This window comes from Kribbella sp. NPDC000426 (assembly GCF_040300265.1).
In the GTDB taxonomy this organism is placed as follows: domain Bacteria; phylum Actinomycetota; class Actinomycetes; order Propionibacteriales; family Kribbellaceae; genus Kribbella.
This window is the reverse complement of record NZ_JBEPDK010000003.1, coordinates 567,606-585,737: the sequence shown is the minus strand read 5'-3', so window position 1 is coordinate 585,737 and position 18,132 is coordinate 567,606. Positions and strand designations below refer to the sequence as shown.

Here is an 18,132-nt window from a genome sequence, read left to right as displayed (position 1 = left end):
CCCACAACCCAAAACCCTAACCGGCACTCACGGGCACGGAGGCTAATGCGGGGTCTCGAGGAGGTCGAGGTAGGCACTGGCGGCGGCGAGGCTTTCCGGGTGGGTCAGCGGGTCGAACTGGGTGAGGAGTTGGCGCAGCGCGGCGAGGTGGTCGGACCAGGTGCCCTCGGGGTCGCCGCCGAGGAACTCGATCGTGCGCGGTGCGTCGGCTGAGTTGCGGGCGAGCTGCTTGGCCGCGATCGGGATGAGCGCGAGCCGCAGCGCGTCGTGCTCGTCCGGGGTCTTGTGCGTGGCGGACTCGAGGTCGCCGCTGTACTCCGAGAGGGATCGGTTGATGCCACGTCGGTCGAAGATCACGGTGCTGTCGGGTGGCCAGGTCGCCCGCGAGACGGGATGGATGTACCAGTCGACCCAGAGCGGCAGGCCGTCCACGACGTACTGCGCGCTGACCGCTCGTGTGCCGACCGGGCCGTTGTGGCGAGCATCGATCGCGAACACTCGGCGACCGGGTCCGCTGGGCAGGCGATCAGGTACCGCGTAGTCGTCGAGCTGCTCGTCTTCCACAACGAGCAACAGATCCACGTCGCTCCAGTCGTCGGCCCGCCCCGCACCCAGCGACCCAACCAGCGCAGCGCCGACCACCGACGGATCGTGCTCGAGAGCCGCGGTCACCGCACTCAGCCATCGGTCCCGGATGCCGGCCAGGCGGGGTTCGGGTGGTGTGGTCTCGTCGGCTGAGTGCGTGGTCATTCTTCGCCGGAGAAGCGTTCCCAGGCGGATTGGCGGCTGATTCCTAGGGATTCGCCGATTCGGGCCCAGGTGACGGAGCGGGAGCGGAGACGGAGTACGCGGTCCTGGACGGCGGCTTCGACCTGGCTGTGGGAGGCGTTGATGCGGGCCATGTCGGCCAGGAGTTCTTCATCGCTCTTGCCGTCCAGGGGTGGGAACTTCGGCACGGGCTTGCCGCTGAGCAAGTGGTCGCAGAGACCGACGCACTCGTTGCAGATGAAGACGCCGGGGCCGGCGATCAGATGTTCCACCTCGTCCTTGACCTTGCCGCAGAACGAGCAACGCATCAGGTTGTCCGACATCCTGCCTCCCGAGATTTGTCAGGTCCGTCCTGACAACGCTTGTCAGGCTATGCCTGACAAGCGGGACTGGTCAAGGGTCGGGGAGAATCCGTGCATGGCGACGTACGTGCGGTACCAGAGCCCCGTGCCCGATCGACGCGGTCGGCGGATCGGAATCTTCGGGCTGGTGAACATGCTGGGCAATCGCGGGTGGCTGAGTGCTGAGGAGGAGCAGTTCCGGCGTACGACGAACGCCTGGTACGACGCGACGTACGTGAACCCGTCGAGCGTCGATCCGGCGATCTACGAGGACAATCCGCACGCCGCCGCGTGGTTCATCCCGACGGCCCGGCATCTGCTGGAGCCGATCCCCGGCTACCTCAAGATCCTTGCCGCCCACAACCTTCCGTGCGAGCGCTACACCTCCGCGTCCCCGGGGCGCGTCCTCTACGAGGATCCGCACCAGGTGGTCGTCGTACCGCACGAGCCGGAGGACCTCACCAAGGCGACCACGTTCATGTGGCTTCCACCTCGTAAAGCAGACTGATAGTGGTACGTCCTATGACAGCTGAATGGGAAGCCTCGGAGTTGCCGCGCGGGATCGTGACGTTGCTGGCGGAGCCGCGGGCGTTGGGCGAGATCGCCAACCGGCTCGAAGTGACGGACGCGCGGGTGCTCTGGTACCTCGGCAAGCTTCGCGACACAGGTCGGGTCGTCGAGGACGCCGGCGTGTGGCGGCGTACGCCGGCTGGGGCGGAGCTCGCCGCGAGCCCGACGACGGACGACGAAGGCAGGACCGAGCTGCCCGGGACGAGTGCGCAGGACTACGTCCAGGCGTACGCCGATGCGGCGGCCGGCATGTTCGGGACGGCGTACGTGCAGGACATGGGCGAGCACGCCGGGCGGGTGCCGGGGGAACGGGTCGCGGAGTTCCACGAGCGGTTGTTGAGTCTGGTCGGCGAGTACTTCGCACCGGACAAGGTCGACCGTGCGGCGAGCCCGAAGTACGGCTTCCGCTGGGTGCTCACCCCGGTGGATCTACACCCACTGGACGGCTAGGCGGGGACCCAGCAGAGACAGAACGGGTGGCCCGCGGGATCGGCGTACACCTGGACGCCGCGGGCGGCCGCGGGGTCGTCGGCGGGTTTGAGGAGCCGCGCTCCGAGGGCGATGGCTTTCTCGTGGGCGGCGGTGTGTGCGTCGACACCTTCGAAGTACAGGTCGAGGTGAATCTGCTGCGGCGCGCCGTCAGGCCACTCCGGCGGCACGTGATCGGGCGCGAGCTGGACCCCCAGCGCCCATCCGCCGTCGGCCCAGATCGCGCGCCAGTGATCGCCCCAGTTCTCGACGGTGCCGTCGAGGAAGCCGGCCCAGAACGCGCTCTCGGTCTCGATGTCGGCTGCGTCGAAGACGATCATCCGGTGCTTGATGTCCATACACGCCAGTCTGACCGCCGAAGTGGCCAGGTGGATCACTTACGGTGAGATACATGGCGTTTGCTGCGAAGGGGAGCAAGGGAGAGTCGTTCCTTGCGGTGGTGGTCGGTGGTGGGGCCGCGTTCGGGCTGATCGTGGTGACGTCGCGGGCGTGGAAGGCGTGTCATGTCGACGTGACCGGCAGCGTGCCGAACGGGCTGACGTTGCTGTTCCTCGGACTGCCGCTCGCGCTGATCGTCAACCTGGTGCTGTTCACCATCGTCTTCCGGTACGCCGGGAAGGCGTTCCTCTTCTCGCTGATCGCAGCCGCCATCGCGATCGCGATCGCCGACCTCGCACTGTTCTCCTGGCAAGGCACCCCGGCCGGCTCACCCGGCACCTGCCCGGGCAACGTCCCACCGTGGTGGCCCACCTGGATCCCGACCTAGTCCAGGAGTCGCAGTAGCGCGGCGGCGCGCTCGGGGTCGCCGATGTGGGTGGTTGCGGGGAAGAGGCGGCCCCAGGAGCTGGCGCGGGTGAGGTGGCTGAGGCGGCGGGCGAGCGTGGCTGCTCGGCGCAGATCCGAGCGCGGGTGCTCCGCGGTCCACGGCTCCAGGTACGCGTCCTCGAGCCGCGGTACGACGTCCGGTCCGAGCTGCTCGGCCGCGCGGTCGATCGCGACGAGCAGACTGCAGAACGGATGCGCGACGTTCGCGTCACCCCAGTCGAAGAACGTGTACCGCGCCGGGCCTGCGACCAGGATCTGCCCGTCGTGCAGATCCGCGTGATCGAGCGTTGCAGCGATCCCGAACCCGTCCAGCTCAGCGCACCACTCCACCAACCGCGGCCGGAACGCCTCCAGCCGCTCACGATCCCCCACACCAAGCGTCTGGTTGTCAGCCACCGTCGAGTTGAAGAGCCGCACCAGATCCCGAGCATCAGGTACGCCGAGACGCAGCAGCTCATCGACCCGCGGCACCAGCGCCCGCTGCAGCTCGGCGTACTGCGCGAGCACCTCTTCCCAGTGCCGCGCATCCAAGGTCTGCGCACGCAGCAGCTCTCCGCCGTCCGGGAGGAGCGACCACCCGCGGGCGCAGTCGACGGCGTACGGCGTGAGCACGTGTTCCGGCGTCCAACGAGACAACGCCTCGGCCAGCGCCGGCTCGAACGCGCTGCCCGGCGACGTCGCCTTGAACCAGATCGGACGCTCACCGCAGACCCGCACGATCACCGACCACGGCCGAAGCCGCACCCGGCGCTCGCCCGCCTCGCGGACACCTAGTGCCTCGAGCTCCCGGTCGAGCCAATCGAGGGCCGCGGAGCGCCAGGACAGGTCCTCCCAGGGTGTCTGCGCATCCGGGTACGCCCCGCGGTCGATCTGCACAGGGACCATAATCAGGGGATGACCCGCTGGCCGGACACTCAATTTAGGGTCGGCATCTCCGGGTGGCGCTACCCGCCGTGGCGCAAGGTCTACTACCCCGACGGCCTCCCGCAGCGCGCCGAGCTCGAGTATGCGTCCAGCCGGTTGAACTCGATCGAGCTGAACGGCTCGTTCTACGCCCTCCAGCGGCCGTCGTCGTACCAGCGCTGGTACGACGAGACGCCGGACGGCTTCGTCTTCTCGGTCAAGGGCCCGCGCTTCGTTACGCATATGAAGCGGCTGGCCGACGTGGATGCGCCGATGGCCAACTTCTTCGCCTCCGGAGTGCTTGCGCTCGGCAACAAGCTCGGTCCGGTGCTGTGGCAACTACCGCCGAACTTCCAGTACGACGCCGAGCGGTGCACCACCTTCTTCGCTCAGTTGCCGCGGTCAACGTCTGCTGCGGCGGAGGTTGCCAAGGGCCACGATGAGCGGATGGAAGGTCGCGCGTTGCTCGAATGTGCCGTCGACATCCCGATCAGGTACGCGATCGAAGTACGCCACAACAGCTTCAAGAACAGGGAGTTCGTCGACCTGGCCCGGGAGCACGACATCGCGGTGGTGTGCGCCGACACGGCCGGCAAGTGGCCGATGTTCGAGGACGTCACGGCGGACTTCGCCTACGTCCGCTTGCACGGCGCCGACGAGCTCTACGTCAGCGGGTACGACGACAAGTCGCTCGACCGCTGGGCACGGAAGATCCGCTCGTGGAAGTGCGATACCTACGTGTACTTCGACAACGACGTGAAGGTGCACGCGCCGTACGACGCGGAACGGCTGGCGGGTCGGCTCGGGATCAGTTCGGCCGACGCCGAAGTATGACGGGCTTACCGTCGGCGGCATGACTGAGAACCCTGGAGAGCTCGTCGAGCAAGCGGTGGAGCGGTCGCTCAAGCTGGTCGTCACCTGGCCGGCGTGGGACGGTGAGCCGCTGACCTCCGATGACGGGCGGACGTTCACCCCGCACAAGGCGGTCCGCCGGATCGGCGACCACATGGTCGATCACCTCGCCGAGGTCGAGGCGCTGCTGGCCGGCGTACCGACGCAGCCTGACGAGTGGCATGCGAGCGCGCTGATGTCCGCCGCCGACCTCGCGCCGTTCTCCGAAGAGGACGTACGCGAGGCCGAACAGCGGCTGCGTCGGCTCGGGCAGACCTTCGTACTGCGCTACGCCGCCCTCGACCCGGCCGAGTGGGACAAGGACCGCAGCCCGAACTGGACTCTCCGCCAGATCGCCGAACACCTGACCGAGCTCGACTGGTACGCCGAGCAGGTCGGCGACCAGTCACAAACGGACTAGTCACAACCGAACTAGTTACTAGAACAGCCGAGCGCCCACCGGTTGCTCCAGGTCGAGCAGGAACTGCTTCCGTTTCAGCCCTCCCGCGTATCCGGTCAGCGAGCCGTTCTTCCCGATCACCCGGTGACACGGGACCACGATCGACAACGGGTTCTGCCCGACCGCCTTGCCGACGGCCTGTGCCGCGTGGGCCGGTTCCCCGAGCCGCGCGGCGATCTCGCCGTACGTCGTGGTCTCGCCGTACGGAATCTCCTCCAGCACCGTCCACACGCGGCGCTGGAACTCGTCACCGTGCAGCCGGGTCGGAACGTCGAAGCTCGCCCGGCCGCAGGCGAAGTACTCCTCCAACTGCTCGACGACCGCGGCGATGAACGGGTCGGTGGCTTCGACCCGCTCACCCAGCGTCTCCGCGGTCGGCTTGACCCAGTGATGTGGGAAGTAGATGCCGACCAGTACGTCGTCGTCGGCGACCACCGTGAGGTCACCAATCCGGGTGCTGACAATCGCGTGCCTGTTCATACAGGTAGAACGCGCCAGCACCCGGACTTGTGAGGGCCTACGAGCCGACGCGCTCCCGCGTCCGCTTCCGGAACGCACGGCCGATCTCGCTGAAGTCGGCCCGGTCGACGTCGGTGACCACAACCGCCGGCGTACTGTCCGACGGCCCCTGGACGGCCCACTCGCCACGTGGGTTGATCACGCCCGCGTCGAGCCCGGCGTTCGGATTGGCCGGAACGGCGAGACTGATCCAGCACGTGTGGATCGCCGCGATCCCACGCGCCTGGATCCCGATGTGGTCGTTGCGGTTGTTGCCGTTGCTGCAGTACGACACGAGGACGCCGTCGGTCTCCAGGCGGTCGTACTCCGTGAACACCTCCGGGAAGAGCACGTCCAGCCCGAGCGCGAGCCCGAACCGGTACCCGTCCACCTCGAATGTGACCGGGTCCGTGCCCGGCGTGTACATCCAGGTGACCTTGGTCGTCGACAGCATGCGTTCGTCGTACCGGGCGACGACCTTTCCCTGGTCCGACACGACGTACATGCTGTTGTGCGGCCGGGCGTCGGGCAGTTTGTGGACCGCCGGGAGCACGGTCCAGATCCTGAGTTCGCGGGACAGGGCCACGATCTGGTCGACTTCGTCCTGCAGGACCGTCCAGTTCGCCTTGGTCCAGTCGGACGGACCGACCTCGTCCGGGCCGAGCGAGGACATCACCCGCTTGCTCGGGAAGCAGGTCGCGCCCTCGGTGAAGTGGACGAGGCGCGCTCCGGCGGCCGCGGCGTCCCGCATCAGGCGACGGACCTCGGCGCCGCTCTCGCGGAGCAGCGTGGGGTTCGTCGGGTCCTCGTGAACGGTGCTCTGGGCGACGGCGATTCGTAAGGTTTCCGGCATGTCTTCTCCTGGTGGAGTCGGACGGAAGTGCCGGAGGGCAGACGTGTAGGACTCACCGGTTTTCGCGGCGCGGGCTCGGACCCGTTGCTTGAAGTTCCTGTGCGCTGTCATCTGGCCTTCCACGCACTCGCACGCGATCCCCCAGCGATCCCGTCGAGGCGGATGACCAGGACGAGCGGCCCGAGACAGGAAGTCCCTTTGCCTTCTCGCTGTGACCGCGCTGGGGCCGGTCGACGAAGGTGAGGCGCGGACCGCGCCGGACCCACATCCTGTCCGAGCCCCCGCTGCAGAGTCAATCGGACTCGCCGCCCACGCAGGCATACCCATTCCGTCCGTACCATACGGTTTGGTACGCCATACCAAACCGTATGGTACGGCGGGTGTTCAGCGGCGGAGGTGGTCCGCGGCGGCGTCCATGGCTACGCCGACAAGTTCGGGGCTGAGGTCGACGACCGTGTTGCCGTCGGCGTCGAGTTTGCCGGACTCGGTGATCGACAGACCGATCAGCGCCAGCGCTCCGGCGCGGTGTCGTTGCAGGCGTGTGGCTGGGTCCTCGGCGCGCGGCAGGACCCGGGCGTCGTCCAGCCCGCCGCGGTCCAGCGCGGCGGCGTTCTGTTCCCAGGTGTCCTGTTGCCACGCGGCGACGGCGCGTTCGGCGAGGGCGGCCGGGACGGTGACCCGGATGGCGGGCAGTCCGGCCGTGCGGAACGTCGTACCGATCAGGCCCAGCACGCGGGCGTCGTCCGTATACACGCGAAGGATGGTAGCGACCAGGGGCGGCATAAAGTCGGACCTGCACGCGGTTGTCCTCCGGAGTACGTGCAGACGACGTTTGGAGCAGAGGGTGAGTATTCGAGTCGGGTACAAGGCTTCGGCGGAGCAGTTCGGGCCGCGGGAGCTGGTGGAGTACTCCGTCCGGGCCGAGGAGCTCGGGCTCGACAGTGTGACCGTTTCGGACCATTTCCTGCCGTGGCGGCACGAGGGCGGCCACGCGCCGTTCGCGCTCGCCTGGATGGCGGCGGTCGGTGAGCGGACCAACCGGGTGCTGCTCGGTACGTCGGTGCTCACGCCGACGTTCCGGTACAACCCGGCCGTGATCGCGCAGGCGTTCGCGACCCTCGGCGTGCTGTACCCCGGGCGTGTCATGCTCGGCGTCGGCAGCGGCGAGGCGCTGAACGAGATCGCCGTGTCCGGGATGGAGTGGCCCGAGTTCAAGGAGCGGTTCGCCCGGCTGCGTGAGTCGGTGCAGCTGATCCGCGACCTGTGGACGAAGGACGGCGTCAGCTCCGAGGGGCCGTACTACAAGACCGTCGACGCGTTCATCTACGACCGCCCCGAGACGCCGATCAAGGTGTACGTCGCCGCCGGCGGACCGCTCGTCGCGAAGTACGCCGGGCGTGCGGGCGACGGGTTCATCGCGACCTCCGGCAAGGGGATGGAGCTGTACACCGACAAGCTCATGCCCGCCGTCCGCGAGGGCGCCGAGAAGGCCGGGAAGAAGTTCGAGGACGTCGACCGGATGCTCGAGGTGAAGATCTCGTACGACCGGGACGCCGACCAGGCTCTGGAGAACACCCGGTTCTGGGCGCCGCTGTCGCTCACGCCGGAGCAGAAGCACAGTGTGACGAGCGCGACCGAGATGGAGCGGCTGGCCGACGAGCTGCCGATCGAGCAGGTCGCGAAGCGGTGGATCGTGGCGTCCGACCCCGACGAGGTCGTGAAGCAGTTCCAGCCGTACCTGGACGCCGGCTTCAACCACTTCGTCGTCCACGGTCCCGGGCACGACCAGGAGCGGTTCCTGACACAGTTCACCGAAGACGTTCTGCCGTTGCTGCGCAAACTGTCTTGAGCTGAGGAGTCGGGCGGTCGACAATCAGCGGGTGCCCGATTATCAGATCGTCCGCGACGACGACCCGCGGTGCGCCGAGCTGGAAGCAGCCGGCTACCGCGTGGTCGCCGAGTCGTGGGCGGTCCGGTTGTTCGACCCGGACCGGGAGTTGCTCGAGTCCGCCGTACGCCGGGTGACCGCCGGCGGACTCACGATCCGTGAGCTCGGGCCCGAGTCGGCCGAGATCCTGCACAAGCTCGAGAAGGCGAACGAGCCCGACTACCCGTACACGCCGGCGACTCATCGGGTCGTGGGTGAGCTCGCCGACATCCGCGCGCTGTGGCCCGGCTACCGCGTCTTCGGCGCGTTCGACGGCAACCGGCTGGTCGGCGCGACGGCGATCCGCCAGAAGGACGGCTTCGGCGACACGTTCTTCACCTCGGTCCTCGCCACTCATCGCCGCCGCGGCGTCGGCCAGGCCGTCAAGGCCGCCTCGATCCTCGCCTTCCTCGACATCGGCATCAAGCGCTTCTCCACCGGCGGCGCCGCCGCCAACCAGGCCAGCCTCCAGGCCAACCAGTCCCTCGGCTACGAACTCACCGAGCACTGGCGCACATACGCACCCGATAGCTAGTGCAGGTCTTCGGAGAGGGACTTGGCGGCTTGGGTCAGGAGTGGGACGGCGCGTTCGACGAGGTCCTCGGTCATCCGGCCGGCCGGGCCTGAGATGGAGATCGCCAGCGGGGTCGGGGCCTCGGGGACGGCGACGGCGACGCAGCGGACGCCGACCTCCTGTTCGCCTTCGTCCATGGCGTAGCCGTGGTCCGAGGTCTGGTGGAGTTGGGCGGTGAAGGCGTCGGCGGTGGTGATCGTGTTGTCCGTGTGCTGAGGCATGCCGGTACGGTGCAGCAGCTCACGGACCTCCGACTCCGGGAACTGCGCGAGGATCGCCTTCCCGACAGCGGTGCAGTGCGGCAGGACGCGCCGGCCCACCTCGGTGAACATACGCATCGAGTGACGAGAAGGGACCTGGGCCAGGTACACGATCTGGTCGCCGTCGAGCATTGCCATGTTGGCGGATTCGCCGAGTTCGTCGACGAGGTGTGCGAGGTGCGGACGGGCGAAGACGCTCAGCATGTGCGACGAGCTCTCGCCGAGCCGGATCAGCTTCGGACCCAGCACGTACTGCCGCGACGGCTCTTGACGCAGGTAACCGAGGTCGACGAGGGTTCGGACCAGCCGGTGGATCGTCGGGAGCGGCAGGCCGGAGGCCGTGGCCAGCTGGGACAGGCCCATCATGCCGCCCGCGTCGGCCATGGTCTCGAGCAGCCCGAAGGCGCGCTCGATGGACTGCACACTGCCAGTACGGCCCTTGCCGCCGTTCGTCTCCGCCATGAAGACCGCCTTTCCGGATGACGGAAGTTTAGCGCCAGATCGTGGAAACGCTAGATGCTTGTGTCTTCCGCACTGTAGAGATTAGTCTCCACAATACGGAAAAGGAGGCCCTATGGACGACCTGCTGGCTGAGCTGGACCGACGCCTGGCCGCCGCCGACGCGGCGCTCGCCGCCGATTACCGAGGTGATCGCGGCGTCCGCCAGCCGATCCACACGGTGTACGTGCCGGCCGATCGGTACGACGTACGCACGGTAGGCGACTGGGGTGCGCAGGCGCGCGCGGCGCTCGACGAGTACGGCGGATCGGCCGCGGATCTCGCGAAGGTGCTGGACCTCCCGGACGAGTTCGCCGCCGACGTGTACGACCGGGTCCGCGCGAAGCTCGAGCGCGAGCCGATCGAGGACCTGCGGATCGATTTCGAGGACGGCTACGGCAACCGCCCGGACGACGAAGAGGACGCCGCCGCGATCGCTGCCGCGCACACCCATCCGGGGACGCCCTTCTACGGTCTGCGCATCAAGTCGCTCGAGGCCCCGACCCGGCGTCGCGCGGTCCGCACGCTCGAGCTGTTCCTCAAGGAAGCCACGATCACCGACGGCTTCGTCATCACGCTCCCGAAGGTGACGTCGGTCGAGCAGGTCGACGCGATGGTGCTCGTCCTGGAGACCCTCGAGCAGCGGTACGACGTACCGCGGCTGACGTTCGAGATCCAGGTCGAGACCCCGCAGGCGATCCTCGGCGCCGACGGCACCGCGCTGATCGCCCGGATGGTCAAGGCCGGCGGTGATCGCGTCACCGGGCTGCACTACGGCACCTACGACTACTCCGCTTCGCTCGGCGTCGCGGCGGCGTACCAGAGCATGGAGCACCCGGTCGCCGACCACGCCAAGGACGTGATGCAGCTGGCCGCGGCCGGCACCGGCGTGTTCGTATCCGATGGTTCGACCAACGTTCTCCCGGTCGGCGACGCCGTCCACGACGCATGGCGGCTGCATTTCCGGCTGGTACGGCGTTCGCTCGCGCGCGCCATCTACCAGGGCTGGGACATGCACCCCGCCCAGCTCCCGACCCGGTTCGCGGCGACGTACCTCTTCTACCGCGAGGGCTTCGACCAAGCGGCTCGCCGACTCCGCGCCTACCTGGGCGACGGCGAGTCCGGCTACCTCGACGAGCCGGCCACCGCGACGGCGCTCGCTGCGTTCGTACTGCGCGGCATCGAGTGCGGCGCGATCGACACAACGGAGTTCGACACCACAGGTCTCGCCAAACTGGCCCGCAGGGCGGTCCCCGAGAGTTAGCCTCGCGACATGAGACTCGTTGCGGAGTTCACCACGGAGCCCTTCGATGTCGAGGGTTCGCCGCCCGCGCATGCGACCGAGGCGTTGCGGGCGGCCGAGGAGGCCGGGCTGGAGTGCGAGTTCGGCCCGCTCGGGACGCAGGTGAGCGGCGAGCAGCATCTGCTGTTGCCGGCGCTCCCGAAGGTGCTCGAGGCGGCGTTCGCGGGCGGCGCGAGCCAGGTGACCTTGCAGGTACGTCGCGATGCCTGAGCAGCATCCGCTCGTCGAGGCGATCACTCCGCTGGTCGAGCGGCTCAACGCGGAAGTCGTCGCGCCCGGCGACGCCCGGGCCGACGACATCCCGCTCGTGTGGGAGGGAAAACCGGTAGCAGCCGTACGGTTGCCGCCCGCAGCCGCGGGCGAGGCGCGCCGGGCGGGAGAGGCGCGCCGGGCGGGAGAGGCGCGCCGGCCGAGCGCCGACAGCAGTCCGGCCGGCGCGAGCACCGCGGGTGGGCCTGGCGGCGTCCAGGGGCTGCTGACGGAGGTGGCCGCCGAGCTGGGCGGGCCGCTCGACCAGCTCTCGCGCCACGACAAGCAGCAGGCTGTGCTGATGCTCGAGGCGCGGGGTGCGTTCGAGTTCCGGAAGTCGGCCGAGATCGTGGCCGAGGCGCTCGGCGTCACCCGCTTCACCGTCTACAACTACCTGAACCGCGCCCGCTGATTTTCAACAAACTGTTGACGCCGGGCGGGTCCGGTGTCACGCTCTCGTCATACGGAAAGTCGATTTCGGGATTCGAGAAGGTGTGTGATCCGTGGACCTGGAGGAGTTCAACTCCACTCCGGCTGACCGGCTGAGGCCGGCCCTGGCGGCCTGCTGCGACGTACCCGAGTGGGTCGACGGGATCCTGGCCAAGCGGCCGTACGGCGACCTCGCCGCACTGACCGCGGTCGCGGACCAATCGCTGCGGGAGCTCGACGACGACGAGGTCGATCGGGCGCTCCAGGCGCACCCGCGGATCGGTGACCGGCCGCAAGGGGCGACCACGGAGGCGTCCTGGTCACGGAACGAGCAGTCCGGGGTCGGCGCCGACCCGGGCGCCCGCCGAGAGCTTGCCGAAGGCAACCGTCAGTACGAGGAGCGGTTCGGCCGGGTGTTCCTGATCTGCGCCACCGGGCTGTCCGCGCAGGACATGCTCACCAGTCTTCGCGAGCGTCTCCGGCACGACGACGTGACCGAGGCGAAGGTCGTTCACGAGGAGCTGCGCAAGATCGCGCTGCTCCGGCTGGCCAAGGTGGTGGACGCATGAGCTCTCTCAGCACCCATGTGCTCGACACCGCACTGGGCCGGCCGGCGCAGGGTGTACCGCTGCAGCTGTTCCACGGTGACGTCGTACTCGCCACCGGTGCGACGAACGAGGACGGGCGGCTGGCCTTGACCCAGACGCTCGCGCCGGGCACCTACCGGCTCTGGTTCGACGTCGCGTCGTACGCCGCCGCGACCGGTCAGGACATCTTCTTTCCCGAGGTCTCCGTGACCTTCACGGTCGCCGACGAGCGGCACTACCACGTCCCCCTGCTGCTCAGCCCGTTCGCGTTTTCCACCTACCGAGGGAGCTGACCCCATGGCCATCCACCTGGGCGCCAACCAGTACGGCAAAGCCGAGAGCCGCGTAGTCCGGATCTACCGGGACACGCCGCGCCACCAGATCCGCGACCTGAACGTCTCGACCGCCCTGCGCGGCAACTTCGAGGCCGCGCACACGACCGGCGACCAGAGCGACGTACTGCCGACCGACACGCAGAAGAACACCGCGTTCGCCTTCGCCAAGGAGAAGGGCGTCGGGGCGATCGAGGACTACGCGCTGACGCTCGGCGCGCACTTCCTCGACGCGTCGCCGGCCGCCGAGGGCGCGCGGATCGAGGTCGAGGAGTACGCCTGGGACCGGATCCAGGTCGACGGCCAGGACCACGACCACTCGTTCGTCCGGACCGGCGGCGGGGTGCGTACGACGGTCGTCAACGTCGAGGGCCGCGGCGCGGATCGGAAGTCGTACGTCGTGTCGGGGATCAGCGATCTCGTCGTCCTGAAGTCGACCGGGTCGGAGTTCCACGGGTTCCTCAAGGACAAGTACACGACGCTGCCGGAGACGAACGACCGGATCCTCGCGACGTCGCTGGTCGCGCGGTGGCGGTACGACCACACCGACGTCGACTGGGACAAGTCGTACGACCAGATCAAGGGCCTGCTGCTCTCGCGGTTCGCGACGATCCACAGCCTCGCCCTGCAGCAGACGCTGTACGGCATGGGCGAGGCTGTGCTCGAGCAGCACCCGGAGGTTGCCGAGATCAAGTTCTCCGCGCCGAACAAGCACCACTTCCTGGTCGACCTGTCGCCGTTCGGGGTCGAGAACCCGGGCGAGGTCTTCATCGCCGCGGACCGTCCCTACGGCCTGATCGAGGCCACGGTGACCCGCGACGACGCGAGCGACGCCGGGAGCGCGTGGCACGCCGTACCCGGATTCTGCTGACCATGGCGAGGATCGTGATCGAGGCCGCCCACGTGGCGACCCTCGATCCGTCCCGGCGTGAGTTCACCGGGCATGTCGTTGTCGAAGGCAAGCAGATCGTTGCGGTCGGCCCCGGTCCGGCACCGGCGTACGACGGCGCCCGGGTCGTCGACGGCTCGGGATGCCTGGTCACGCCGGGCTTCGTGAACACGCATCAGCACCTGTACCAATGGGTGACGCGCGGTCTCGCCGCGGACGCGACGTTGTTCGAATGGCTGACGACGCTGTACCCGGTCTGGGCCCGGATCTCCGAGGAGACCGTGTACGTCGCCGCGCAGGCGGCGCTCGCCCAACTGGCGTTAACTGGATGTACGACGGCAGCCGACCACCACTACGTCTTCCCGCGTGCTGGCGGCGACCTGCTCGCGGCGGAGATCGCTGCGGCCGGCGAGATCGGGTTGAGGTTCCATCCGGCTCGAGGGTCGATGGATCGCGGTCAGAAGGACGGCGGACTGCCGCCGGACTCCGTCGTCGAGGACCGCGACGAGATCCTCGCCGCGACCGAGGTCGCGATCGACCGCTGGCACGATCCGTCGCCGGACTCGATGCTGCAGATCGTGGTCGCGCCCTGCTCGCCGTTCAGCGTGAGCGGCGAACTGATGCGCGACTCGGCCGAGCTGGCGCGGCGCCGCGGCGTACGGATGCACACCCATCTCGCCGAGACGACGGACGAGACGGACTGGTGCCGGGAGACGCACGGCTGCACGCCGCTCGAGTACGCCGACAGCCTCGGCTGGACCGGGTCCGACGTGTGGTTTGCCCACGGCATCCACTTCGACGACACCGAGATCAAGCACCTCGGCAGCACCGGGACCGGCGTGGCACATTGCCCGAGCTCCAACGCTCGCCTGGGCGCAGGCATCGCCCGTACTGCGGACCTCCGTGCCGCCGGCGCTCCGGTGGGACTGGGCGTAGATGGTGCCGCCAGCAACGAATCCGGCAGCCTGGTCGAGGAAGTCCGCCACGCCCTGCTCTTCGCCAGAGCCCGCGGCGGCCCCCAGTCCCTGACGGTCAGAGCCGCCTTGGAAATGGCGACCCTGGACGGCGCCCGCATCCTCGGCCGTCAGGACCACATCGGTTCGCTGGAGCCGGGCAAGCTCGCCGACCTGGCCGTCTGGAACCTGAACACCCTGCCCCACGCCGGCATCCCCGATCCGGTGGCCGCCCTCGTGCTCTCAACGCCACCCCCGCTGGCACTCCTCCTCGTCAACGGCCGCCCCGTCGTGGAGAACGACGTACTCCTCACCGCCGACGCAGCCACTCTCGCCGCCGGCGTCGCCCGCACCCAGGCCAAGCTCCTCGACTGAGCACCAGCCCTGGGGACTGCCGATAGGCAATCGCTTATCGGCAGTCCCCGGCGGTTATCCACAAACAGGCAATCATGGGCCGAGGGGGGCTGCGGCGCGTGCATGTTCTTGGGCATGAACAGGAGATTGGAAGTGATCGCGGCAGGGCGGGGTGGGTGGTTCACCCGCCCGGACGCGCTCGCCGCCGGGTACAGCGACAGCCAGGTGCGGCAGCGGGTGCGGAGCGGGCAGTGGGTCCGGATGAGCTTCAACTCGTACGTCGATCCGCGCGGCTGGCCCGCTGACGAGCCGCCGTGGGAGCGTGCGATCCGGCTCCATCGGCTCAGCGTGCGAATGGCTCGCGAACGACTCGGGGCCGTCGTGGTCAGCCATCAGTCGGCGGCGCTGCTCCACGGGCTACCGGTATGGGGCGCTGACCTTTCTGCCGCGCATTTCACCCGATTGGGGACCGGGCAGTCCCGCTCCGGTCGCCGGATCCGTGTGCATCGCAGTGCGCTCGCCGCCGACGAGATCGTGGAGCTGAACGGGCTGCAGGTCACCGCGTGCGAGCGCGCTGTCGTGGAGACCGCGTGTACGACGTCGTACGAGGTCGGCGTCGTCCTGGCCGACGGCGCATTGCGATTGGGGTTGTCGACCCGCGATCGACTCGCGGCCGTCGTACGGCGTCATCGTCACTGGCACGGCCTGCCGGCAGCGCGTGCGGCCGTGGAGTTCGCGGACGGCCGCAGCGAGTCGGTCGGCGAGTCTCGCCTCCGTGTCCTGATGGCCAACCACGGACTGCCCGTGCCGCAGCTGCAGGTCGAGATCCGCGACGAGGCCGGCCGCTTCATCGGCCGCGTCGACTTCCTCCTCCTCGGGACCCTCACGAAACGGCCGCGCGCCTCTGGCGGGCGGTGTCGAGGTACACCGTGGGGACTGGCGATAGGCAATAGCTTGTGGTCAGACACAGGCTGCGTGGGTCAGCCGCACCGGCCGGCCTTGGACGAGTAGCAGCTGGTCCAAGGCCGGCCGGCGGTCAGTGGAGGAGGGTGCCGTTGATCCACACTGCCTGGACGTCCGCGGGCGTCCCCAGGGTGAAGATGCGGGCCAGGGCCTCTTCGGTGTCCTCGGCGTGGGTGATGGCGACGGCGAGCGGGGAGCCGTCCGCGGGGCGGAGGAGCTGGGCGTCGAAGTGCTGGCCGACGCTCAAGTGGCCGACGTGCGGGAGATCCAGAGCCTCGGCGCCGGCGGCAGTGGAGAGGTAGAGCAGGTGGGCTGCTGTCAGCGGGCGACCTTGGTCTGCCAGGAGTTGCTGGCAGAAGTACGCCTGCAGACCTTCCTTCAAGAGGGAGAAGCCCGTGCCGGCGCCCACATCCGATCCGAGGGCCACGCGTACGCCGTACTGCAGGTGGCGGCTCAGCGGGAACAGGCCGCTGCCCAGCGCCGCGTTGCTCGTCGGGCAGTGGGCGACGGTCGCGCCGCTGGTCGCGAGCATCTTGAGCTCCACGTCCGTCGGGTGGACGTTGTGAGCGAGCACGGTACGGCGATCCACCAGGCCGTGCCTGTCGTACGTCGTGACGTAGTCGGCACCGCCGAACAGGTCGGCGACCGACGCGATCTCGGCCTCGTTCTCGTTCACGTGGGAGGTGAACAGAGCGCCGGGGATCGCTTCCATCAGCTCGCGGCAGGTCGCGAGCAGGTCGTCGGTGCAGGACAGCGAGAAGCGCGGTGTCACGGCGTACCGGTTGCGGCCGACGCCGTGCCAGCGGTTCGCGAGGGCGAGCGACTCGGCGTACGCGCGGACCGGTGTCGTCAGGAGCTCCGGCCGGAGCAACCGGTCGCTCAGCACGAGACCGCTCGTCACCCGCAGGCCGACGCCGGACGCGGCGTTGAACAGCGCATCGACCGCGTCGGCGTAGTGCGCGCCGAAGACGAGCGCCGACGTCGTACCGGCTGCAGCGAGGCCGCGGACGAACTCGTTGGCGACACCGGTGGCGTAGGAGACGTCCGCCATCCGAGCCTCTTCCGGCAGCGCGTACCGGTCGAGCCACTCGAGCAGCGGCAGCCCGAGACCGCCGACAGCGCGGATCTGCGGGAAGTGGACGTGGGTGTCGACGAAGCCCGGGAGTACGACACCGTCGGTCAGGTCGACGACCTGCTCGGCGGGGTGCGCGGTCCGGATCTCCAGGAAGGGGCCGCGGGCAACGATTACGCCGTCCTGGACCAGGAGTCCCGTGTCGCTGTCCACGCGCAGGTTCCCGCCGTTGAACGGGTTCTCCGGCGTGTCGATGAACGTGCCACGGAAGATAGTCATGCCTTCGCCTCACGATGAGCCGACGCGGGGCGACGTTCGGCAGGATGGGCCGACACGGGATGCCGGTCGGCGGTAAAACGTTCGAGCAGCCAGGCCGCGACACTGACCGCGATGACGGCCGGTTCCTTTCTGGTCACGCCGGGAATGCCGATCGGCGTAGTGATCCGGGCGATCGCGGCCGCGGAGTTGCCGTCCTCGGCGAGCTTGCGCTGGAAGCGGGTCCACTTGGCGCTGGAGCCGATCAGGCCGATCGTGGCCAGGTCGTCGTTGCGGATGGCAACGTCACAGAGGGCGGCGTCCTCGGCGTGGTCGTGCGTCATGATCACTGCGTGCGTACCCGGCGGCAGTTCGCCGACCACGAGCTCCGGCAGTACCGGCACGTTGTGCACGTGGACCTGCGCCACCGCATCGTCCAACACAGCAAGGCGATCCGCGGTCAGCTGGTCCGGCCGTGAGTCGACCAGATGCAGCTCGATGTCGTGCCGCGCGAGGATCCGCCCCAGCTCGAGTCCGACGTGCCCGACCCCGAAGATCGCCACCGAAGGCACCACAGGCAACGGTTCCAGCAACAGCTTCACCTCTCCACCACAACACTGAACCCCGTGCTGGTACGGCGCTTTGTCCGACAACGCAGCCGTCAATTCCTCGGGAACCGTGATCCCGTCCGCGATCATCTCCCGCGAACGCTCGACAGCCAACGCTTCGAGGTTGCCACCGCCAACAGTCGCCCAGACGTTGTCAGCAGCAACCACCATCTTGGCGCCGGCCTCCCGCGGAGCGTGCCCGCGCACGGACATGACGGTCACCAGTACTCCGGCCTGCCGGCCGGCCCGCAACCGTTGAATCGCCTTCACCCACTCCATCT

The 18,132-nt window shown here is 68.7% G+C and carries 25 protein-coding genes; 15 read left to right on the top strand and 10 right to left on the bottom strand.

Annotated elements, in window-relative coordinates:
- Window positions 1–42: 42 nt before the first annotated feature.
- Entirely contained in the window at window positions 43–750 is a 708-nt protein-coding gene (locus ABT313_RS16580) for a nucleotidyltransferase domain-containing protein (protein ID WP_350853670.1), read from the bottom strand.
- Window positions 747–1,091, bottom strand: a complete 345-nt coding sequence (locus ABT313_RS16575; protein WP_350853667.1) for a ClpX C4-type zinc finger protein — start codon at window positions 1,089–1,091, stop codon at window positions 747–749. Before ABT313_RS16575 ends, ABT313_RS16580 begins: the two co-directional genes overlap by 4 nt.
- 94 nt (window positions 1,092–1,185) lie before the next feature.
- Between ABT313_RS16575 and ABT313_RS16570 the strand changes: the two genes are divergently transcribed.
- The gene (locus ABT313_RS16570) at window positions 1,186–1,617 is read left to right on the top strand and encodes a hypothetical protein (protein WP_350853665.1); all 432 of its coding nucleotides are present in this window, start codon (window positions 1,186–1,188) and stop codon (window positions 1,615–1,617) included.
- 14 nt (window positions 1,618–1,631) lie between these two features.
- Window positions 1,632–2,129 carry a hypothetical protein gene (locus ABT313_RS16565; protein ID WP_350853662.1) on the top strand — a complete coding sequence of 166 codons (498 nt, stop codon included), beginning with the start codon at window positions 1,632–1,634 and terminating at the stop codon, window positions 2,127–2,129.
- Here ABT313_RS16565 and ABT313_RS16560 read toward each other — a convergent pair.
- Window positions 2,126–2,506 carry a VOC family protein gene (locus tag ABT313_RS16560; protein ID WP_350853659.1) on the bottom strand — a complete coding sequence of 127 codons (381 nt, stop codon included), beginning with the start codon at window positions 2,504–2,506 and terminating at the stop codon, window positions 2,126–2,128. The two genes, ABT313_RS16565 and ABT313_RS16560, sit on opposite strands and share 4 nt — an antisense overlap.
- A 53-nt stretch (window positions 2,507–2,559) precedes the next feature.
- On the opposite strand from ABT313_RS16560, the gene ABT313_RS16555 reads away from it, so the two are divergent.
- Window positions 2,560–2,934 (top strand): hypothetical protein, encoded by a 375-nt coding sequence (locus ABT313_RS16555; RefSeq protein WP_350853656.1) that lies wholly within the window; start codon window positions 2,560–2,562, stop codon window positions 2,932–2,934.
- Here ABT313_RS16555 and ABT313_RS16550 read toward each other — a convergent pair.
- Complete coding sequence (locus tag ABT313_RS16550) at window positions 2,931–3,869, bottom strand: phosphotransferase (RefSeq protein WP_350853653.1); 939 nt, start codon at window positions 3,867–3,869, stop codon at window positions 2,931–2,933. The genes ABT313_RS16555 and ABT313_RS16550 overlap by 4 nt on opposite strands.
- An 18-nt stretch (window positions 3,870–3,887) precedes the next feature.
- Here ABT313_RS16550 and ABT313_RS16545 point away from each other — a divergent pair, with 18 nt between their 5' ends.
- Window positions 3,888–4,730, top strand: a complete 843-nt coding sequence (locus tag ABT313_RS16545; RefSeq protein ID WP_350853650.1) for a DUF72 domain-containing protein — start codon at window positions 3,888–3,890, stop codon at window positions 4,728–4,730.
- A 19-nt stretch (window positions 4,731–4,749) separates the two neighbouring features.
- Entirely contained in the window at window positions 4,750–5,208 is a 459-nt protein-coding gene (locus ABT313_RS16540) for a hypothetical protein (protein ID WP_350853647.1), read from the top strand.
- 18 nt (window positions 5,209–5,226) lie between these two features.
- On the opposite strand, the gene ABT313_RS16535 is transcribed toward ABT313_RS16540, so the two are convergent.
- The 3 genes from ABT313_RS16535 to ABT313_RS16525 all read right to left on the bottom strand — a co-directional run bounded on the left by ABT313_RS16535 (window position 5,227) and on the right by ABT313_RS16525 (window position 7,351).
- A complete protein-coding gene (locus ABT313_RS16535; protein WP_350853644.1) occupies window positions 5,227–5,727 on the bottom strand; it encodes a methylated-DNA--[protein]-cysteine S-methyltransferase in 501 nt (166 codons plus the stop codon).
- A gap of 37 nt (window positions 5,728–5,764) precedes the next feature.
- Entirely contained in the window at window positions 5,765–6,598 is an 834-nt protein-coding gene (locus tag ABT313_RS16530) for a carbon-nitrogen hydrolase family protein (protein WP_350853641.1), read from the bottom strand.
- A gap of 384 nt (window positions 6,599–6,982) precedes the next feature.
- On the bottom strand, window positions 6,983–7,351 hold the full coding sequence (locus ABT313_RS16525; protein ID WP_350853638.1) for a hypothetical protein: 369 nt from the start codon (window positions 7,349–7,351) through the stop codon (window positions 6,983–6,985).
- Between the two features lie 91 nt (window positions 7,352–7,442).
- Here ABT313_RS16525 and fgd point away from each other — a divergent pair, with 91 nt between their 5' ends.
- Window positions 7,443–8,447 carry a glucose-6-phosphate dehydrogenase (coenzyme-F420) gene (fgd, locus tag ABT313_RS16520; protein ID WP_350853635.1) on the top strand — a complete coding sequence of 335 codons (1,005 nt, stop codon included), beginning with the start codon at window positions 7,443–7,445 and terminating at the stop codon, window positions 8,445–8,447.
- Between the two features lie 31 nt (window positions 8,448–8,478).
- Window positions 8,479–9,060, top strand: coding sequence for a GNAT family N-acetyltransferase (locus ABT313_RS16515; protein ID WP_350853632.1), 582 nt, complete (start codon window positions 8,479–8,481; stop codon window positions 9,058–9,060).
- On the opposite strand, the gene ABT313_RS16510 is transcribed toward ABT313_RS16515, so the two are convergent.
- Window positions 9,057–9,821 carry an IclR family transcriptional regulator gene (locus ABT313_RS16510; protein WP_350853629.1) on the bottom strand — a complete coding sequence of 255 codons (765 nt, stop codon included), beginning with the start codon at window positions 9,819–9,821 and terminating at the stop codon, window positions 9,057–9,059. The two genes, ABT313_RS16515 and ABT313_RS16510, sit on opposite strands and share 4 nt — an antisense overlap.
- Window positions 9,822–9,933: 112 nt before the next feature.
- Between ABT313_RS16510 and ABT313_RS16505 the strand changes: the two genes are divergently transcribed.
- The 8 genes from ABT313_RS16505 (at window position 9,934) to ABT313_RS16470 (ending at window position 15,964) form a co-directional block, all read left to right on the top strand.
- The gene (locus ABT313_RS16505) at window positions 9,934–11,121 is read left to right on the top strand and encodes a DUF6986 family protein (RefSeq protein ID WP_350853626.1); all 1,188 of its coding nucleotides are present in this window, start codon (window positions 9,934–9,936) and stop codon (window positions 11,119–11,121) included.
- 9 nt (window positions 11,122–11,130) lie between these two features.
- Entirely contained in the window at window positions 11,131–11,370 is a 240-nt protein-coding gene (locus ABT313_RS16500) for a thiamine-binding protein (RefSeq protein WP_350853623.1), read from the top strand.
- Window positions 11,363–11,821, top strand: coding sequence for a helix-turn-helix domain-containing protein (locus ABT313_RS16495; RefSeq protein WP_350853620.1), 459 nt, complete (start codon window positions 11,363–11,365; stop codon window positions 11,819–11,821). The genes ABT313_RS16500 and ABT313_RS16495 overlap by 8 nt, the downstream gene beginning before the upstream one ends.
- Window positions 11,822–11,912: 91 nt before the next feature.
- Entirely contained in the window at window positions 11,913–12,407 is a 495-nt protein-coding gene (gene uraD / locus ABT313_RS16490) for a 2-oxo-4-hydroxy-4-carboxy-5-ureidoimidazoline decarboxylase (RefSeq protein ID WP_350853617.1), read from the top strand.
- Complete coding sequence (uraH, locus tag ABT313_RS16485) at window positions 12,404–12,718, top strand: hydroxyisourate hydrolase (protein WP_350853614.1); 315 nt, start codon at window positions 12,404–12,406, stop codon at window positions 12,716–12,718. The genes uraD and uraH overlap by 4 nt, the downstream gene beginning before the upstream one ends.
- A 4-nt stretch (window positions 12,719–12,722) precedes the next feature.
- Complete coding sequence (gene pucL, locus ABT313_RS16480) at window positions 12,723–13,628, top strand: factor-independent urate hydroxylase (RefSeq protein WP_350853611.1); 906 nt, start codon at window positions 12,723–12,725, stop codon at window positions 13,626–13,628.
- 2 nt (window positions 13,629–13,630) lie between these two features.
- A complete protein-coding gene (locus ABT313_RS16475; protein ID WP_350853608.1) occupies window positions 13,631–14,974 on the top strand; it encodes an 8-oxoguanine deaminase in 1,344 nt (447 codons plus the stop codon).
- Window positions 14,975–15,088: 114 nt separating this feature from the next.
- Window positions 15,089–15,964: a type IV toxin-antitoxin system AbiEi family antitoxin domain-containing protein gene (locus ABT313_RS16470; RefSeq protein ID WP_350853605.1), complete on the top strand. Its 876-nt coding sequence runs from the start codon at window positions 15,089–15,091 to the stop codon at window positions 15,962–15,964.
- A 25-nt stretch (window positions 15,965–15,989) separates the two neighbouring features.
- Here the strand turns inward: ABT313_RS16470 and guaD are convergent, their stop codons facing one another.
- Window positions 15,990–17,267, bottom strand: a complete 1,278-nt coding sequence (gene guaD, locus ABT313_RS16465; protein ID WP_350853603.1) for a guanine deaminase — start codon at window positions 17,265–17,267, stop codon at window positions 15,990–15,992.
- On the bottom strand, window positions 17,264–18,130 hold the full coding sequence (gene xdhC / locus ABT313_RS16460; RefSeq protein ID WP_350855129.1) for a xanthine dehydrogenase accessory protein XdhC: 867 nt from the start codon (window positions 18,128–18,130) through the stop codon (window positions 17,264–17,266). Before xdhC ends, guaD begins: the two co-directional genes overlap by 4 nt.
- Window positions 18,131–18,132: the final 2 nt, after the last annotated feature.

What these genes read in the sequence shown, in the direction of transcription:
- ABT313_RS16580 (WP_350853670.1), bottom strand. Translation starts at nt 750, where the DNA reads ATGACCACGCACTCAGCCGACGAGACCACACCACCCGAACCCCGCCTG.
- ABT313_RS16575 (WP_350853667.1), bottom strand. Translation starts at nt 1,091, where the DNA reads ATGTCGGACAACCTGATGCGTTGCTCGTTCTGCGGCAAGGTCAAGGAC.
- ABT313_RS16570 (WP_350853665.1), top strand. Translation starts at nt 1,186, where the DNA reads ATGGCGACGTACGTGCGGTACCAGAGCCCCGTGCCCGATCGACGCGGT.
- ABT313_RS16565 (WP_350853662.1), top strand. Translation starts at nt 1,632, where the DNA reads ATGACAGCTGAATGGGAAGCCTCGGAGTTGCCGCGCGGGATCGTGACG.
- ABT313_RS16560 (WP_350853659.1), bottom strand. Translation starts at nt 2,506, where the DNA reads ATGGACATCAAGCACCGGATGATCGTCTTCGACGCAGCCGACATCGAG.
- ABT313_RS16555 (WP_350853656.1), top strand. Translation starts at nt 2,560, where the DNA reads ATGGCGTTTGCTGCGAAGGGGAGCAAGGGAGAGTCGTTCCTTGCGGTG.
- ABT313_RS16545 (WP_350853650.1), top strand. Translation starts at nt 3,888, where the DNA reads ATGACCCGCTGGCCGGACACTCAATTTAGGGTCGGCATCTCCGGGTGG.
- ABT313_RS16540 (WP_350853647.1), top strand. Translation starts at nt 4,750, where the DNA reads ATGACTGAGAACCCTGGAGAGCTCGTCGAGCAAGCGGTGGAGCGGTCG.
- ABT313_RS16535 (WP_350853644.1), bottom strand. Translation starts at nt 5,727, where the DNA reads ATGAACAGGCACGCGATTGTCAGCACCCGGATTGGTGACCTCACGGTG.
- ABT313_RS16530 (WP_350853641.1), bottom strand. Translation starts at nt 6,598, where the DNA reads ATGCCGGAAACCTTACGAATCGCCGTCGCCCAGAGCACCGTTCACGAG.
- ABT313_RS16510 (WP_350853629.1), bottom strand. Translation starts at nt 9,821, where the DNA reads ATGGCGGAGACGAACGGCGGCAAGGGCCGTACTGGCAGTGTGCAGTCC.
- ABT313_RS16505 (WP_350853626.1), top strand. Translation starts at nt 9,934, where the DNA reads ATGGACGACCTGCTGGCTGAGCTGGACCGACGCCTGGCCGCCGCCGAC.
- ABT313_RS16500 (WP_350853623.1), top strand. Translation starts at nt 11,131, where the DNA reads ATGAGACTCGTTGCGGAGTTCACCACGGAGCCCTTCGATGTCGAGGGT.
- ABT313_RS16495 (WP_350853620.1), top strand. Translation starts at nt 11,363, where the DNA reads ATGCCTGAGCAGCATCCGCTCGTCGAGGCGATCACTCCGCTGGTCGAG.
- uraH (WP_350853614.1), top strand. Translation starts at nt 12,404, where the DNA reads ATGAGCTCTCTCAGCACCCATGTGCTCGACACCGCACTGGGCCGGCCG.
- pucL (WP_350853611.1), top strand. Translation starts at nt 12,723, where the DNA reads ATGGCCATCCACCTGGGCGCCAACCAGTACGGCAAAGCCGAGAGCCGC.
- ABT313_RS16475 (WP_350853608.1), top strand. Translation starts at nt 13,631, where the DNA reads ATGGCGAGGATCGTGATCGAGGCCGCCCACGTGGCGACCCTCGATCCG.
- ABT313_RS16470 (WP_350853605.1), top strand. Translation starts at nt 15,089, where the DNA reads ATGAACAGGAGATTGGAAGTGATCGCGGCAGGGCGGGGTGGGTGGTTC.
- guaD (WP_350853603.1), bottom strand. Translation starts at nt 17,267, where the DNA reads ATGACTATCTTCCGTGGCACGTTCATCGACACGCCGGAGAACCCGTTC.
- xdhC (WP_350855129.1), bottom strand. Translation starts at nt 18,130, where the DNA reads ATGGAGTGGGTGAAGGCGATTCAACGGTTGCGGGCCGGCCGGCAGGCC.